This window comes from Streptomyces sp. SID4985, from assembly GCF_009863025.1.
GTDB lineage: Bacteria > Actinomycetota > Actinomycetes > Streptomycetales > Streptomycetaceae > Streptomyces.
Genome location: NZ_WWIR01000244.1, coordinates 18,145 through 33,468, shown reverse-complemented (window position 1 = coordinate 33,468; position 15,324 = coordinate 18,145). Strand labels below are relative to the sequence as shown.

Genomic DNA, 15,324 nt, shown 5'->3' with positions numbered 1-15,324 from the left:
GCCCCGACACCGGGCCGGTCCGGCTCGCCGGGGTCGAGGTGCCCATCGGGCCCGGACCGCGCGTCGCCGACGCCCGTGCCGCCGCCGTCAAGGCGCCGCCGCCGGAGGCGGGCCTGGTCGCCAGCTGGTCCCGGCCGCGCCCCGGCGTCCTCGGCGCCGACCCCGCCGTACCGCCCGTACCGGCGCAGGAGCCGGAGACGATCGGCTGGCGGCCCTGGCGGTTCCGCATGTCCAACGACGTGTGGGGCACCCCCTCGGTCGACGGCGACCTCGTCTACGTCACCTCCTTCGAGGTGCACGCCCTCGACGTGGCCACCGGCCGCCGCCGCTTCAAGACGCGCGACGTGGCCTGGTCCATGACCATCGCCGACGGCCGTATCCACGCCTCCGACGGGCCCACCCTGTTCGCCCTGGACGCCCGCGAGGGCACCGACCTGTGGCGGCTGTCCACGGACGCCTGGGTGTACTCCCTCAAGGCCGACCGGGGCACCGTCGTCACCGGCACCCGGGGCGGCGGCGCCCAGGCGTGGGAGGCGGCCGGCGGCCAGAAGCTGTGGGAGATCAGCGGCTGCCAGACGGACTTCGAGTCCCCGGAGGCCGGACCCGTCGTCCACGACGGCACGGTCTACGTCTGGCAGGACGCCCGGCTGCGCGCCCTGGAGGCCCGCACCGGCGAGGAGCGCTGGTCCTACCCCGTCGGCGACGCGGCCTCCTGCGGCGGTGTCCCGGTCCGGCTCACCCCGGCCGACGACGGCCACGTCTACCTCTGTGCGGGCAGCCGCGTCCTCGCCATCGAGGCGGCCACGGGACGCGTGCGCTGGCACTTCGAGGCCCCGGCGGTCTTCCTCGCCCCGCCCGCCTTCGTCCCCGGCGCCGCGGTCACCGGCGGCGGTGTCTACCTCGCCGACTACCTCGGCACGGTCTACGCCCTCGACGCCGCCGACGGCCGCGACCGCTGGCGCATCGCCACCGAGTCCCGCGCCTCCGTCGAGCCGGTACTGGTCGCGGGCGGCCACGTCCACGTGGGCAGCGGCAAGGGCCTCTACACCCTGGACGCCGTGACCGGCACCCCCAAGTGGCGCTTCCAGGCGGGCGGCGACGTCGTCGGCGCCCCCTCCGTCGCCGAGGGCCGCATCCACTTCGGCTCCACCGACGCCCTCATCTACACCCTCAAGGCCGACGACGGCCGCCTCCGCTGGAAACTCGCCACCGGCGGCGAGATCACCGGTTCCCTGGTCGTCAAGGACGGCGTGGTCTACGCCTGCAGCAAGGACCGCTGCGTGTACGCGCTGGACGCGGAGAAGGGGACGGGGACGGCGCGGACGGTGTGACGCCGTTAGGGTGAACCGCATGAGACTACGGGGGCGCGGACTCAGGCTGACGGGTGTGCTGGCACTGACGGTGCTGGCGCTCACGGGATTCTCCCGGGGGCACGGACACGGGCACAGCGGGCACGGCTCGGGTGGGGGCGGGGGGTGCAGCAGCTCCCGGCAGGATCACGACAGCACGAGCTCGTCCGGGGGTTCGTCGGGCGACTCGTCCGGGGACTCGTCCGACGACTCCGTCACCGGGTTCGTCCCGACGTACGACCCGGACGACTCCTACGGCAGCACCGACGACGACTCCTCGGGGAGCGGCTCGGGCGGATATCGCAGCCCGCGTACGCACCGGCCGACCTCGTCCGCCAGCAGTGGCGGACGCTCGGCCGAGGACGGGACGGTGCGGGTGCTGAGCTGTGCGACGGACGCGGTTCCGTACGCGACCGTGGAGGTGACCAACCCGAACAAGCGCGAGATGCGGTACGCCGCTTACGTCCACTTCCTGAACAGCTCGGACGACGAGCTCGCGGTCGGCCGGGTCGAGGTGGACGTGCCCGCGCGGGACAGCGCGCAGGCGCGGGTGCGGGTGCCGGCCGGAGCCGTGGACGTGGACCTGGACCACTGCGAGGCTGAGCCGGACGCCGAGCGGGTGGACTGACACCCGGGGGCGTCAACTCGCGGGCAGCTCCACGGAGATGCGCAGGCCCCCCGCAGGGCGCGGGGTCAGGGTCAGGGTGCCGTCGTGCGCCTCGGTGATGGTCCTGACGATGGCCAGGCCGAGGCCGACGCCCGCGTGGTCGGTGTGGACGCGCTCGGTGCCGCGCCGGAAGGGTTCGGTGAGCGTCGCGACCAGTTCCGGGGTGAGCGGCTCGCCGGTGTTCTCGACCGTGAGCACGGTGGTGCCGGGACCGGTGCCGGTCGTCACCCAGACCGTGCCGCCGGAGGGCAGGTTGTGGACGATCGCGTTGTGCACCAGGTTCGTCGTCAACTGGAGCAGCAGCGCCGGTGATCCGAGTGTGGGCGTGATGTCGCCCGAGGTCTCCAGGGCGACCCCGTGCCGCTCCGCGAGGGGGAGCAGGGTCTCCGTGGCCTCCTCCGCGAGGAGGGAGAGGTCGACGGGTTCGCGGGTGAAGGTCCGCTGCTCGGCGTGACTGACCAGCAGCAGCGCCTCGGTGAGGTCGATCGCCCGGGTGTTGACCGCGCTGAGCCGGGCGAGGAGCGCGTCGGTGTCGCGGTCCGGATCGGTGCGGGCGACATCGAGGAGGGCCTTCGAGATCGCGAGCGGCGTGCGCAACTCGTGCGAGGCGTTGGCGGCGAACCTGCGCTGCTCCGCCACATGCGCGTCGAGCCGCGCGAGCATCGTGTCGAAGGCGTCGGCCAGCTCGCGGAACTCGTCCCGGCGCCCCGGAAGTTGGACCCGATGAGAGAGTGAACCCGTCGCGGCCTTCCGGGTGGCCTCCGTGATGCGGGCCAGCGGCGCGAGCATCCGCCCCGCGAGGAACCATCCGCCCACGAGCCCGAACACCAGCAGGAACGCCAGCACCGCGAACGCCCTCGGCGCGAACACGCGCAGGAGGTTGGAGCGGACCGGGAAGACGTCGCCGACCGTCGGGTTCTCCGTGGACCCCGGCACGATGAGCGCCCGCTCCGGGACGTACCGCAGCAGGAACCACCACACGGCCGCGAGCAGCAGCGCCCCCGCGAGCATGAGGAACCCCGCGTAGCTGAGGGTGAGTTTGAGGCGGACGCTCACCCCGGGCGGCCTAGCCACGCCCGCCTCCCGCGTCCGCCGAGCCCGATCCCGCGTCCCCGCCCGCGTCGATCCGGTACCCGACCCCCGGCACCGTGGCGATGACCCACGGCTCCCCCAGCCGCTTCCGCAGCGCCGAGACCGTGATGCGTACGGCGTTGGTGAACGGGTCCGCGTTCGCGTCCCACGCCCGCTCCAGCAACTCCTCGGCGCTGACGACCCCGCCCTCGGCCGCGACCAGGACCTCCAGCACCGCGAACTGCTTCCGGGTGAGCGCGACATGGCGGCCGTCCCGGTGGACCTCCCTGCGGAAGGGGTCGAGCCGCAGCCCCGCGATCTCCCGTACGGGCGGCCGGTGAGGGACGCGTCGGCGGTCCAACGCCCGCAGCCGCAGCACCAGTTCCCGGAGTTCGAAGGGCTTGGTGAGGTAGTCGTCGGCGCCGAGCCCGAACCCGGTGGCCTTGTCGTCGAGCCGGTCGGCGGCGGTGAGCATGAGGATCGGCACCCCGCTGCCGGAGGCGACGATGTGCCGGGCGACCTCGTCACCGGAGGGCCCCGGGATGTCGCGGTCGAGGACGGCGATGTCGTAGGCGTTGAGGCCCAGTAGTTCCAGGGCGGTGTCGCCGTCCCCGGCGATGTCGGCCGCGATCGCCTCCAGACGCAGGCCGTCGCGGATGGCCTCGGCCAGATAGGGCTCGTCCTCGACGATCAGCACACGCATGGGAGAAAGGCTACGAGTCACCGCATATCGGCGGCGTATCGAAAAGCGCATACGCCCCGGCAACATCACGCTCCCTTGACTGGTGACATGACACGAAACACCCCCGGACCGAGCCCCGCCGCCGCCCGGTGGCGCGCGGGCCTCCACCGGGCGATCCACGCCGTCTCCCACGCCGTCTCCCGCGCCGTCTTCCGGCCGGAGCCCTGGAAGCGCGGCCCGGTCCTCGCCGCCGTCGCCCTGCTGCTCGGCCTGCTCATGCTGCTGCACGCGAGCGTCCCGGGCGTCGGCGGCCTCGGCAGCCTGCTGGAGAACGTCCTGCCGTGGTGCGGCCTGCTCGTCCCGGTGCTGCTGGCGGGCGCGCTGTGGCGCCGGTCGGCCTCGGCGGTGGTCGCGCTGCTGCTGCCGGTCAGCGTGTGGCTGAGCCTCTTCGGCGGGCTGCTCGCCGACAAGTCCCGCCCGGGCGGCGACCTCACCCTGGTCAGCCACAACGTCGGCGCGGGCAACCCCGACCCGGCCGCCACCGCCCGCGACCTGGCCGCCTCCGGCGCGGACGTGCTCGCCCTGGAGGAGCTGACCCCGCAGGCGGCACCAGCGTACGAGAAGGGGCTGGCGAAGGCGTATCCGCACCATGTGGTGCGGGGCACGGTCGGGCTGTGGAGCACGCTGCCGCTCTCGGGCACGCGGATGATCGACATCATGGACTACGGCCCGCTGGCGGCCACCAAGACGGCCGCCGAGAAGCTGCCCGGCAACCGGGCGCTGCGCACCACCGTGACCACGGACCGCGGGCCGCTGACGGTGTACGTGGCCCACCTGGGGTCCGTGCGGCTCATGCCCAGGAAGGGCTTCTGGACGGACAGCCGGGACATCGGCGCACGGGCGCTCGGCAAGGAACTGGCCGCCGACACGAGCGAACGGGTGGTGCTGCTCGGGGACTTCAACGGCACCACGGACGACCGGGCGTTCGCCGGGATCACCGCGCGGCTCCACTCGGCCCAGGACGCGGCCGGGAACGGCTTCGGTTTCACCTGGCCCGCCGCGTTCCCCGTGGTACGGATCGACCAGATCCTCGTCAGGGGCGTACGGCCGGACCGCTCATGGACGCTGCCGGACACCGGAAGCGATCACCTGCCGGTGGCGGCCCGCGTCAGCTGGTGAACATACGAAGGCCGCGACGGCTCCCCCCATCCGCGCCGCCGCGGCCTCACGTCCCCCGTGCTCCCCCCCTGTGGAGCAGTCTCAGCGCGGGTCGCCGCCGGTGATGTGGCTCTCCAGCGTGGTGACGTCGGCCAGGTCCTCGGCGTTCTCGCCGCCGGTGATGTGGCTCTCCTGCGGGGTCACCTCGGCGGCGTCCGCCGTCTCCCCACCCGTGATGTGGCTCTCCTGCGGAGTGACCGTGTCGGACTTCTTGGCGTCGCTCATCGTCTGGACTCCGTTGCTGTGAAGGTGTGCTGGGACGGTGGGCCCGTCCGGCCGCTCCCCCGAGGACTTCCGGACGGGCCGGGGCCCAGCCGGCCTGTGCGTCCCCCGTGACGACGAGCCGACTGCCTAGAGAGTGCTCGGGCACGATAAACGAATGATGAACGCGGCGCTCCGGGGCCCCCGTTGTCAGCCCGTCGCCGCCGGAGCGAGGAGTTTCCGCAGCTCGGCGGCCTCGGGGGAGCCCAGCCGCTCGAAGACGGCCAGCGCGTCCGTCCAGCAGGCCCGCGCCCGGTCCGACTCCCCGAGCGCGTCCAGCGCCTTGCCGAGCACGGTCAGCACACCCGCCCGGCGCCAGTCCCCGCCGACGTGCAGCAGCACCGAAAGCGACTGCTCGGCCTGTGCGGCGGCGGCAGCGGGCCACCCGGCCGCGAGGCGTACCCCGGCGAGCCGGAAGAGTGTCATGCCCTCCCACAGCCGCTGCCGGCTGTCCCGGAATATGGTCAGCGCCTCCGTCAGCCGTGACTCCGCCTCGTCCGGCCGTCCCGACTCGGCGAGGGCGAGCCCGAGGGCGTAACTGCCGTTCGCCAGACGGACGGAGAGGCCCAGGTCGCGGTAGATGGCGACGCCCGCCCCCGCCAGTTCCACCGCGCTGTCCACCTGGCCCATCGCGAGCCGCACCCGGGACAGATTGCACAGGGCGCTGGCCTCGCCGGGCAGGTTGCCTTCGGCGCGGTAGGCGTCCAGGGTGCGCTGGAGGTAGGTCTCCGCCTCCTCGTTGCGCTGGTGGTAGGCGGCGACGATCCCGCGCTCGCTGGGGGCGTTGCAGTCGATCCACGGGTCGCGGGCGTCCGCCGCCAGCTCCACCGCCCGCTGCGCCTCCGCCTCCGCCTCGCCGAACCGCCCCGCCGCCATGTGGACTTGGGCGAGCGTGGTGCGTGCCCGGCCCTCCGTGCGGGCGTCTCCGGCGGCGTGGGCCGCGTCCCGTACGACGGTGGCGGCCGCCCCGAACTGGTGGGAGTTGGCGCCCGATTCGGCGAGGTCCTTGCAGGCGAGGAGCAGGTCCACCGCCCGCCGCAGGGTCGCCCCGGATGCCGACTGGCGTACGCACGCGAGCAGCGGGTCCGCCTCCGCGTACAGCCAGTCCAGTGCGTCGCGGTGTCCGGCGAAGGCCAGCCCCTCGTGCGCGGCCGGGTCGAGGTGCTCCACCGTGCGGTCGCCGGGGCGCTCGATGGCGTACACGCGGGCGGCCGTGGCGAGGTAGAAGTCCAGCAGCCGGGAGAGCGCGGCCGCGCACTCGCCGGGCGCCGTCTCGTCGCGCTCGGCGCAGGAGCGGGCGTAGAGGCGGACCAGGTCGTGGAAGCGGTAGCGGCCGGGCGCGGCGGACTCCAGCAGGGAGGTGTCCACCAGGGACTCCAGCACGTCCTCGGTGTCCTCCTGCGGCCGCTCCAGTACGGCAGCGGCGGCGGCCAGCGACAGGTCGGGGCCGTCGGCGAGGCCGAGCAGCCGGAACGCGCGCGCCTGGGCGGGCTCCAGCTGGCCGTAGCCCAGCTCGAAGGTGGCCTTCACCGCGAGGTCCCCGGCCTGTAGCTCGTCCAGCCTGCGCCGCTCGTCGGCCAGTTTGGCGGCGAGCACCGAGACCGTCCAGGTGCGGCGGGCCGCGAGCCGGGAGGCGGCGATGCGGATCGCCAGCGGCAGGAAGCCGCACGCGGCGACCACGTCGAGGGCGGCCTCGCGCTCGGCGGCGACCCGCTCGGCGCCCACGATCCGCGTGAACAGCGCGAGGGCCTCCTCCGGGGACATCACGTCCAGGTCCACCAGATGGGCCCCGGCGAGACCGGTCATCCGCACCCGCGCGGTCACCAGCGCCGCGCAGCCCGCGGTGCCCGGCAGCAGGGGGCGTACCTGGGCCGCGTCCTTGGCGTTGTCCAGCAGCACCAGGACCCGGCGGCCGTCGAGCACCGAGCGGTACAGCGCGGCGCGCTCCTCCGGGGACTCCGGGATCGAGCGGTCCGGGGTGCCCAGCGCGCGCAGGAAGGAGCCGAGCACGGTCTCCGGCTCGGCGGGGCGGGGGCCCGCGCCCTGGAGGTCGACGTACAGCTGGCCGTCCGGGAAGGCCGCGCGGGCCCGGTGGGCGACGTGCACCGCGAGGGTGGTCTTGCCGACGCCGCCGATCCCGGCCAGCGCGGACACCGCCATCACCCGGCCCTCCGCCTCCGAGGCCGAGGCGAGCACCTCGCTCAGCTCGGCCACGAACGCGTCGCGCCCGGTGAAGTCCGTTACGGAAGCAGGCAGTTGCGCGGGCTTCACGGCCACCACGGCGGGCTCGGCGGGCGGCGCCGAGGGCCCGGCGAGGGCGGGGTCGGCGCGCAGGATGCGCTGTTGGAGTTCGCTGAGTCCGGGGCGCGGGTCCACGCCCAGTTCCTCGGCGAGCAGCCGCCGGGTGTCGGCGTAGACGGCGAGTGCCTCGGCCTGGCGGCCGCTGCGGTAGAGGGAGAGCATCAGCAGCTCGCGGAACCGCTCGCGCAGCGGATGCGCCGCCGTGAGCGCGGTCAACTCCGAGACGGTCTCGGCGTGATCGCCCCGTTCCAGGTCCATGTCGAGCCGCGACTCCAGGAGTTGGAGCCGCCACTCCTCAAGGCGTACCCGCTGTGTCTCGGCGTACGGCCCCGGCACGCCCGCCAGCGGCTCCCCTTCCCACAGCGCGAGCGCCAGCCGCAGCGCCTTGCACGCCTCGGCCAAGTCGGCGGCCCCGCGCGCCTTTTCGGCCCGAGCGGCCAGCTCCTGCGCGGTGGTGAGGTCGAGCGCGCCGTCGCCGAGCCCCCGTACGGCATAGCCGCCGGACTCGCTCACCAGCACCCCGGGGTCCAGTACCTTCCGCAGCCGCGAGGCGTACGTCCGCACCGCCGCCAGGGCCTGGGGCGGGGGCTCATTGCCCCACAGGGCGTCGATCAGCTCGGCGGCCGTGGCCATGCGTCCCTCGCGCAGCAACAGGGCCGCCAGCAGCGCGCGTTGCTGCGGCGACCCGGTCGGCACCGGCTCCGCGCCCCGCCACGCCCGCACCGGCCCGAGCACCCCGAACCGCAACCCGGCGAAGCCGCTGACCCGCTGCTCAGGCACTCGCGGCCCACCGTCCATGCGCTCGCCCCCTAGACATCCCTGCGACTAGGCCAGTTTGCCTTCTTGGACCCACTTCCGTCAGCCGTGCGAGACGCCGATCACAAGGCGGCGCGGGTGGCTCCACAAACCCTCCACATGCCGTGCGGAGGAGGGAACGCCCGTGCGTCCGAACCGTGTTAGCGTGCCCGGCGGTCGGGCGGTGTCGAACGGGGGAGCGGTATGGGCACGTCTTCGGGCGGTTACACGGTCAGGTCCGGTCTGACCGGGCAGGCGAAGGAACTGGACGGCGCGGGCGACGACGCGGGCAGGATCCGTACGGCCGTCGCCCCCGCGCTCTGCTATCCGGACGACACCCTCGGCGGCACCGACGCGGCCGCCGCCTTCAACGCGTACGCCGCCGCCTGGGAGGCCGAGGCCCGCACCCTTGAGGACGCGCTGCACGAACTCGCCGACAAGGTACGGCTGTCCAAGGGCGCGTACGACGGCAGCGACGCCCTCGTGGACACCAGTGTGCGCAGCGTCCACGCCGGGCCCTCCGGACTGACCACGATGCCCACCCCGGCGGGCCCGGACCACGTGTCCACCATGCCCACCCCGGCGGGCCCGGACCACATCACGACCATGCCCACCCCGGCGGGCCCGGACCACGTGACGACCATGCCCACCCGCGGCGAGCGCCCCTCGGCGCTGTCCGGTTACTGAGGGGCCGCGCGATGACGACCGAGGACACCACCGACCGTCGCAAGCGGCTCGACGGCCTGCGCGGCACCATCGCCGGGGCCGGCAGCAAGAACGACCTCATCGACGCGATCGACGCCGCCCTCGCGGTCTCCGCCCCGGTGGGCGACCAGGCGACCCTGGACACGCTGGCCAAGCGCTACCGGGACCAGGCGGACGACGCCGCCCAGCTGCACGACCGCGCCGACCGGATCTCCCGCAGCGGCCTGCCCCAGGTGTGGGTCGGCGAGACCAGCGTGCTCGCCTCCGGCGTGGTGGCCGCCGCCGCACGGGACGCCCAGCGCATGTCCGAGGCGTTCGAAGGCGGCGGCAAGGCGCTGCTGGCACTCGCCGACGCGCTCAAGGCGGCGAAGAGCACCGACGGCGACGGCCGCGCCAAGCTGAGCGAGGCGCGCGGGATGCTGGGCGGCAAGGACGGCTTCTTCGACGACTGGTGGGAGGACGACGGCGAGGAGGCCGCCCGCACCAAGGCCCGCTCGCTGGCCTCCACCGGTGTGGGACTGCGCCACGACGCGGCGGTGACCGCCGACGACGCGGCCCGCGCGGCCGCCCGCGACCTGAACAAGTGGGCCAGCGAAGCGCGCGCCGGAGCGATGCACACCGGGCAACTGACCGCGGCCGACCGCCTGATGCTCGCCGACACCAGCAACCCGGGCGGTGACCCCGAGCTGAACGAGATCCTCACCGCCAACGACCTCGAACGCTCCGGCCGCGCCATGGACGCCCTCTCCCCGGCCGACCGCGCCCGGATGGACCAGCTCCTCGCCGGGGCCACCACGCCGCAGGAGAAGGCGTACCTGATGAAGAGCCTCGCCGCGGGCTACTCCGTCGACGAGGTCGAGACCTTCGACAAGAAGATCCACGGCAAGGACCCGGTGTGGCTGCGTGAGCACCTCTCGCCGGTGACCACGGGCCGCGCCCCCTCGGAGACGGGCCAGGAGGACCAGGACTTCAACGGCAAGCTGTGGGACCAGGACGGCGAGACCTGTGTGCCCTCCTCCACGGTCACCGCCCGCGCCCTGGTGGACCCGGTGTACGCCCTGGAACTGACCGGCGGCCCCGACGGCACGGACGACGACCCGGAGCACTTCCGCAAGCGTCTGACCGACGAACAGCTGCGGATGCACGAGGAGGGCGACGGCTCCAACTCCGGCTGGTGGTGGGACCGCACGCCGAACGGTATGGACTCCGACGGCCAGGTGGAGATCTCCAACAAGGAGCTGAGCCCGCACACCGGCGACCACTACGAGAGCCACGACATGGGCGGCGCCGACGACCGCCGGGGAGTGCTGCCGGACATCGAGAAGTCGGTCGCCGAGGGCAAGCCCGTGCCCATCAACATCGAGCGGACCGACGAGCAGGGCGACTGGCACGGCCACAGCATGATGATCATCGGCCAGGAGGGGGACAAGCTCCAGATCTACAACCCCTGGGGCACCACCACCTGGGTCAGCGAGGAGGACTTCGTCAAGGGCGACCTCAGCGCGGCCGCCGACGACCGCTACTCGGCCGCCCACGAGGGCAACGTCAACCGCGTCTACATCGAGCAGGACTGAGCACAGTGACCAAGCGCAGCGCATCGATCTCCCTCGCCGCCGCCGGAGCCCTGCTCCTCCTGAGCGGCTGCGGCTCCTCCGGCGGAGCCGACGAGTACGGCACCGAGAAGCGCGCCCTCACCGTGCACGCGGGGGACAGGTTCACGCTGAAGGTGCCCGCCAACCCGGAGCTGGGCCAGAACTGGTACCTGGCCGAACCGGAGCCGGACGCCCGGCTGGTGAAGTACCGGGGCAAGCGCACGGAGGAGGAGGGCGGCGGCGGCCTGATCGGCGCCGGTGACGGCACCCAGTACTTCGACTTCACCGCCCTGGAGAAGGGCAGCGCCACCGTACGGCTGCTGCACTGCCCCATGGGCAGCTGCCGCAGCGGCACCGAGTCCGGAAAGCCGCTCCCGAGCGCGTCCGTCACCGGCACGGCCTCGGTGAGCCCCTTCCCTACGGCGACAAGCACCCCGGACGACCGCCCGGCGTTCTTCGTCTACACGATCACGATCCGCTGATCCGCCCGCGACCGGAAGCCCCGACCATGCCCTCCGCACCCCGCACCGACGACCAGGTCCTCGCCGACACCGACGTACCCGCCCTGCTGCGCTACGGACTGACCCAGGAAGCCCTGCGCACCGCCCTGTTCGGGGACGGCGCCGTCGCGGCGGCCGTGCGCCTGGACCGGCTCGGCGTGGTGCCGCGCGCGGTGGCCTTCGTCGCCGACATCGCCCGCGCGGGCGGCCTGCGGTACGCGGCGGACCTGCCCGAGCCGTTGCCCTCCCCCGAGGCGTCCGCGCTGCTGCGCGCGTGGCTGGACACGGCCGCCCAGGTCGCCACCGGACCCGAGGCCGAGGAACGCGCCGTCCGCTGGCTGGACGCCGTGGCCGAGATCATGGGGATGCGCCGCGACGTCCGAGCGGGGCGCGGGGACCGGCCGCAGGACGGGGAGTAGGCAGGCAGCGGCACTTGGGGTCACGCACCGTCCGAAGACGCCCCCTGGCACCGCGTGCCGCCGAACGTATGCTCATGCAATGACGACTTCCGCGACCCCCGGAACCGGCCCCACCGAGAACTCCATGCGTCGCGCCCTCAAACGAGCCCGGGACGGCGTCGCGCTCGACGTCACCGAGGCGGCGGTGCTGCTCCAGGCGCGCGGGGAGCAGCTGGAGGACCTCGCCGCGTCGGCCGCGCGGGTGCGGGACGCGGGCCTGGAACAGGCGGGCAGGCCCGGGGTCATCACGTACTCCAAGAGCGTGTTCATCCCGCTGACCCGGCTGTGCCGCGACAAGTGCCACTACTGCACCTTCGTCACCGTCCCCGGCAAGCTGCGCCGCGCCGGACACGGGATGTTCATGTCCCCCGACGAGGTCCTGGACGTCGCCCGCAAGGGCGCCGCGCTCGGCTGCAAGGAAGCCCTCATCACCCTCGGCGACAAGCCGGAGGACCGCTGGCCCGAGGCGCGGGAGTGGCTGGACGCGCACGGGTACGACGACACGATCGCCTACGTCCGCGCCATCTCCATCCGCATCCTGGAGGAGACCGGCCTGCTGCCCCACCTCAACCCGGGCGTCATGAGCTGGACGGACTTCCAGCGGCTCAAGCCGGTCGCGCCGAGCATGGGCATGATGCTGGAGACGACCGCGACCCGCCTGTGGTCCGAGCCCGGCGGCCCGCACTACGGCTCACCGGACAAGGAACCGGCCGTACGGCTGCGGGTGCTGGAGGACGCGGGCCGCTCCTCCGTGCCCTTCACCTCGGGCCTGCTGATCGGCATCGGGGAGACGTACGAGGAGCGCGCGGAGTCCCTGTTCGCGCTGCGCAAGGTCTCCCGCGCCTACCACGGCGTCCAGGAGCTGATCATCCAGAACTTCCGCGCCAAGCCGGACACGGCCATGCGCGGGATGCCGGACGCCGAACTGGACGAGCTGATCGCCACGGTGGCCGTCGCCCGGCACATCATGGGCCCCGCCGCCTGCCTCCAGGCCCCGCCGAACCTGGTCGACGGCGAGTACGAGCGGCTCATCGGCGCAGGCATCGACGACTGGGGCGGCGTCTCCCCGCTCACCATCGACCACGTCAACCCCGAACGCCCCTGGCCCCAGATCGAGCAGCTCACCGAGCGCTCCCGGAAGGCCGGGTTCGAACTGCGTGAACGGCTGTGTGTGTACCCGGAGTTCGTCCGCAGGGGAGAGCCCTGGCTGGACCCGAGGCTGCGCCCGCACGTGGACGCGCTCGCCGACCCGGAGACGGGCCTCGCCCGCCCGGACGTACTCCCGAAGGGCCTGCCCTGGCAGGAGCCCGAGGAGGTCTTCACCGCGACCGGCCGTACCGACCTGCACACCACCATCGACACCGACGGCCGCACCTCCGACCGCCGCGACGACTTCGACGAGGTCTACGGCGACTGGGCCGAGCTGCGCGAGGCGGCCGCCCCCGGCATGGTGCCCGAGCGCATCGACACGGACGTCCGCGCGGCCCTGCGCACGGCGGCGGACGACCCGACGAAGCTGACCGACGACGAGGCCCTGGCCCTCCTCCACGCCGACGGCCCGGCGCTGGACGCGCTGTGCAAGGTGGCCGACGACGTACGCAAGTCGGTGGTCGGCGACGACGTGACGTACATCGTCACCCGCAACATCAACTTCACCAACGTCTGCTACACCGGCTGCCGCTTCTGCGCCTTCGCCCAGCGCCGCACCGACGCCGACGCCTACACCCTCTCCCTGAGCCAGGTCGCCGACCGCGCCCAACAGGCGTGGGACGTGGGCGCGGTGGAGGTCTGCATGCAGGGCGGCATCCACCCCGACCTGCCCGGCACGGCGTACTTCGACATCGCCAAGGCGGTCAAGGAGCGCGTCCCCGGGATGCACATCCACGCCTTCTCCCCGATGGAGGTCGTCAACGGCGCGACCAGGACGGGACTTTCGATCCGCGAGTGGCTGACGGCAGCGAAGGAGGCGGGACTTGACTCCGTCCCCGGCACAGCCGCCGAGATCCTGGACGACGAGGTCCGCTGGGTCCTCACCAAGGGCAAGCTGCCGACGGCGACGTGGATCGAGGTGATCACCACGGCGCACGAGCTGGGCATCCGCTCGTCCTCGACGATGATGTACGGCCACGTGGACCAGCCCCGGCACTGGCTCGGCCACTTCCGCACGCTGGCCGGAATCCAGCAACGCACCGGCGGTTTCACGGAGTTCGTGACACTCCCGTTCATCCACACCAACGCGCCGGTCTACCTCGCGGGCATCGCGCGCCCGGGTCCGACCATGCGGGACAACCGCGCGGTCACGGCGATGGCCAGGCTCCTCCTCCACGGGCTGATCCCCAACATCCAGACCAGCTGGGTGAAGCTCGGCACCGAGGGCGCGGCCGAGATGCTGCGCTCCGGCGCGAACGACCTGGGCGGCACGCTGATGGAGGAGACGATCTCCCGCATGGCGGGCTCCTCCTACGGCTCGTACAAGTCCGTACGGGACCTGGAGGCGGTCGCGGAGGCGGCCGGACGCCCGGCGAAGCCCCGTACGACCCTCTACGGCGAGGTCTCCGAGGAGCGACGGAAGGCGGCCCGCAGCTCGGACGGGCACCTGCCGGATCTGCTGCCGGTCCTGGACTGAGTACGATGATCCGACCCCGGATGTAGACGGGGGACTCACAGCGGAGGAGATGCGTACCCGTGGCTGCCCGACTGCCCTCGTGGGCCTGGGTCTCCGGACTGACGGTGGGCGCGACCGCCGCCGTCATCGCCCTCGCGATCCAGGCCGAGCACGGCCCGCATCCCACGGCGGCGGTGGTGAAACCGCGCCCCTCGGCGACGGCCTCCGCCGCCGCGACCCCGACCACCGCCGCCCCGGAACCCTCCGGCCCGCCCGCGCTCCCGGAGGCTTCCGGGCAGGGCCGCCGGATCGTCTACGCGCTCGGCGAGAAGCGGGTGTGGCTGGTGGACGCCACGGGCAAGGCCGTTCGCACGTTCACGGTGTGGCCGGGCACGGTCGGCCCGCAGCCCGGCCGGTACTCCGTCCTCGGCCGCACGCCCGCCGGCACCGGCTCCGACGGGGTCGGTATCGAGCACATCCTGTACTTCACCCACACCCCGGCCGGTGACGCCGCCTTCTCCAACGCCATCGACGGCTCCTCGCCCCCGCCCGCCAACGGCAAGCAGACCACCGGCATCCGCCTCCACAAGGAGGACGGTGTCGCGCTGTGGGCCTTCGGCGACCCGGGGACGCGGGTGGCGGTCGTCAAGTAACGCCCGCCGACGCCTCCGGCGCGAGCTCGGCCCAGACGGTCTTGGCTCCCGCCGGGGCCTCTTCCACACCCCAGCGGTGCGCGTAGGCGGCGACGATGTGCAGCCCCCGGCCGTTCTCCGCCAGCTCGGTTCCGGGGTCCGGAAGCCGCGGGGGCCGGTCCCCGCGGGCATCCGTGACCTCGATACGCAGCGTGTCGTCGTCGTACCGCCGCAACTCCAGCCGGAAGTCCCGCCCCCTGACGCGGCCGTGCAGCACGGCGTTGGACGCGAGTTCGGCCACGATCTGCGTGGCCGCCTCGAACGGCAGCCCCCATTCGTCCAGTTGACGCTCGGCGAGCAGCCGTGCGAGGCGTGCGCCTCTGCGGGTGGCGGACAGCTGGATCCGCAACTGAGATTTCTGATTCACATCACCCAGCGTGGCCGCCTGTCCCTACCCTGAACAGCGACTACCACGGTACGCAGCGTGA

At 73.3% G+C, this 15,324-nt stretch carries 14 protein-coding genes; 9 read left to right on the top strand and 5 right to left on the bottom strand.

Annotation, left to right across the window (positions count from 1 at the left end):
• Together GTW40_RS09960 and GTW40_RS09955 are read left to right on the top strand one after the other, a co-directional pair.
• Positions 1-1,331: PQQ-binding-like beta-propeller repeat protein (locus GTW40_RS09960; protein ID WP_161179798.1), on the top strand; the 1,331-nt coding region annotated here is incomplete at its 5' end.
• A gap of 19 nt (positions 1,332-1,350) precedes the next feature.
• A complete protein-coding gene (locus tag GTW40_RS09955; protein WP_161179797.1) occupies positions 1,351-1,977 on the top strand; it encodes a hypothetical protein in 627 nt (208 codons plus the stop codon).
• A gap of 12 nt (positions 1,978-1,989) precedes the next feature.
• On the opposite strand, the gene GTW40_RS09950 is transcribed toward GTW40_RS09955, so the two are convergent.
• Positions 1,990-3,090, bottom strand: coding sequence for a HAMP domain-containing sensor histidine kinase (locus GTW40_RS09950; RefSeq protein WP_343245650.1), 1,101 nt, complete (start codon positions 3,088-3,090; stop codon positions 1,990-1,992).
• Entirely contained in the window at positions 3,083-3,790 is a 708-nt protein-coding gene (locus GTW40_RS09945) for a response regulator transcription factor (RefSeq protein WP_161179796.1), read from the bottom strand. Before GTW40_RS09945 ends, GTW40_RS09950 begins: the two co-directional genes overlap by 8 nt.
• Before the next feature lie 87 nt (positions 3,791-3,877).
• Between GTW40_RS09945 and GTW40_RS09940 the strand changes: the two genes are divergently transcribed.
• Positions 3,878-4,948, top strand: a complete 1,071-nt coding sequence (locus GTW40_RS09940; RefSeq protein ID WP_161179795.1) for an endonuclease/exonuclease/phosphatase family protein — start codon at positions 3,878-3,880, stop codon at positions 4,946-4,948.
• 81 nt (positions 4,949-5,029) lie between these two features.
• Here the strand turns inward: GTW40_RS09940 and GTW40_RS09935 are convergent, their stop codons facing one another.
• Complete coding sequence (locus GTW40_RS09935; RefSeq protein WP_161179794.1) at positions 5,030-5,212, bottom strand: hypothetical protein; 183 nt, start codon at positions 5,210-5,212, stop codon at positions 5,030-5,032.
• 186 nt (positions 5,213-5,398) lie between these two features.
• Complete coding sequence (locus GTW40_RS09930) at positions 5,399-8,347, bottom strand: BTAD domain-containing putative transcriptional regulator (RefSeq protein WP_161179793.1); 2,949 nt, start codon at positions 8,345-8,347, stop codon at positions 5,399-5,401.
• A 201-nt stretch (positions 8,348-8,548) separates the two neighbouring features.
• Here GTW40_RS09930 and GTW40_RS09925 point away from each other — a divergent pair, with 201 nt between their 5' ends.
• The 6 genes from GTW40_RS09925 (at position 8,549) to GTW40_RS09900 (ending at position 14,857) form a co-directional block, all read left to right on the top strand.
• Positions 8,549-9,031 carry a hypothetical protein gene (locus tag GTW40_RS09925; protein ID WP_161179792.1) on the top strand — a complete coding sequence of 161 codons (483 nt, stop codon included), beginning with the start codon at positions 8,549-8,551 and terminating at the stop codon, positions 9,029-9,031.
• Between the two features lie 11 nt (positions 9,032-9,042).
• On the top strand, positions 9,043-10,623 hold the full coding sequence (locus GTW40_RS09920) for a peptidoglycan-binding protein (RefSeq protein ID WP_161179791.1): 1,581 nt from the start codon (positions 9,043-9,045) through the stop codon (positions 10,621-10,623).
• 5 nt (positions 10,624-10,628) lie between these two features.
• Positions 10,629-11,123, top strand: a complete 495-nt coding sequence (locus GTW40_RS09915) for a protease inhibitor I42 family protein (protein ID WP_161179790.1) — start codon at positions 10,629-10,631, stop codon at positions 11,121-11,123.
• A 26-nt stretch (positions 11,124-11,149) separates the two neighbouring features.
• A complete protein-coding gene (locus tag GTW40_RS09910) occupies positions 11,150-11,560 on the top strand; it encodes a hypothetical protein (RefSeq protein WP_161179789.1) in 411 nt (136 codons plus the stop codon).
• 79 nt (positions 11,561-11,639) lie between these two features.
• On the top strand, positions 11,640-14,225 hold the full coding sequence (locus GTW40_RS09905; RefSeq protein ID WP_161179788.1) for a bifunctional FO biosynthesis protein CofGH: 2,586 nt from the start codon (positions 11,640-11,642) through the stop codon (positions 14,223-14,225).
• Positions 14,226-14,284: 59 nt separating this feature from the next.
• Complete coding sequence (locus GTW40_RS09900; RefSeq protein WP_161179787.1) at positions 14,285-14,857, top strand: hypothetical protein; 573 nt, start codon at positions 14,285-14,287, stop codon at positions 14,855-14,857.
• Here the strand turns inward: GTW40_RS09900 and GTW40_RS09895 are convergent.
• Positions 14,850-15,263, bottom strand: a complete 414-nt coding sequence (locus GTW40_RS09895) for an ATP-binding protein (protein ID WP_343245649.1) — start codon at positions 15,261-15,263, stop codon at positions 14,850-14,852. The genes GTW40_RS09900 and GTW40_RS09895 overlap by 8 nt on opposite strands.
• Positions 15,264-15,324 lie beyond the last annotated feature (61 nt).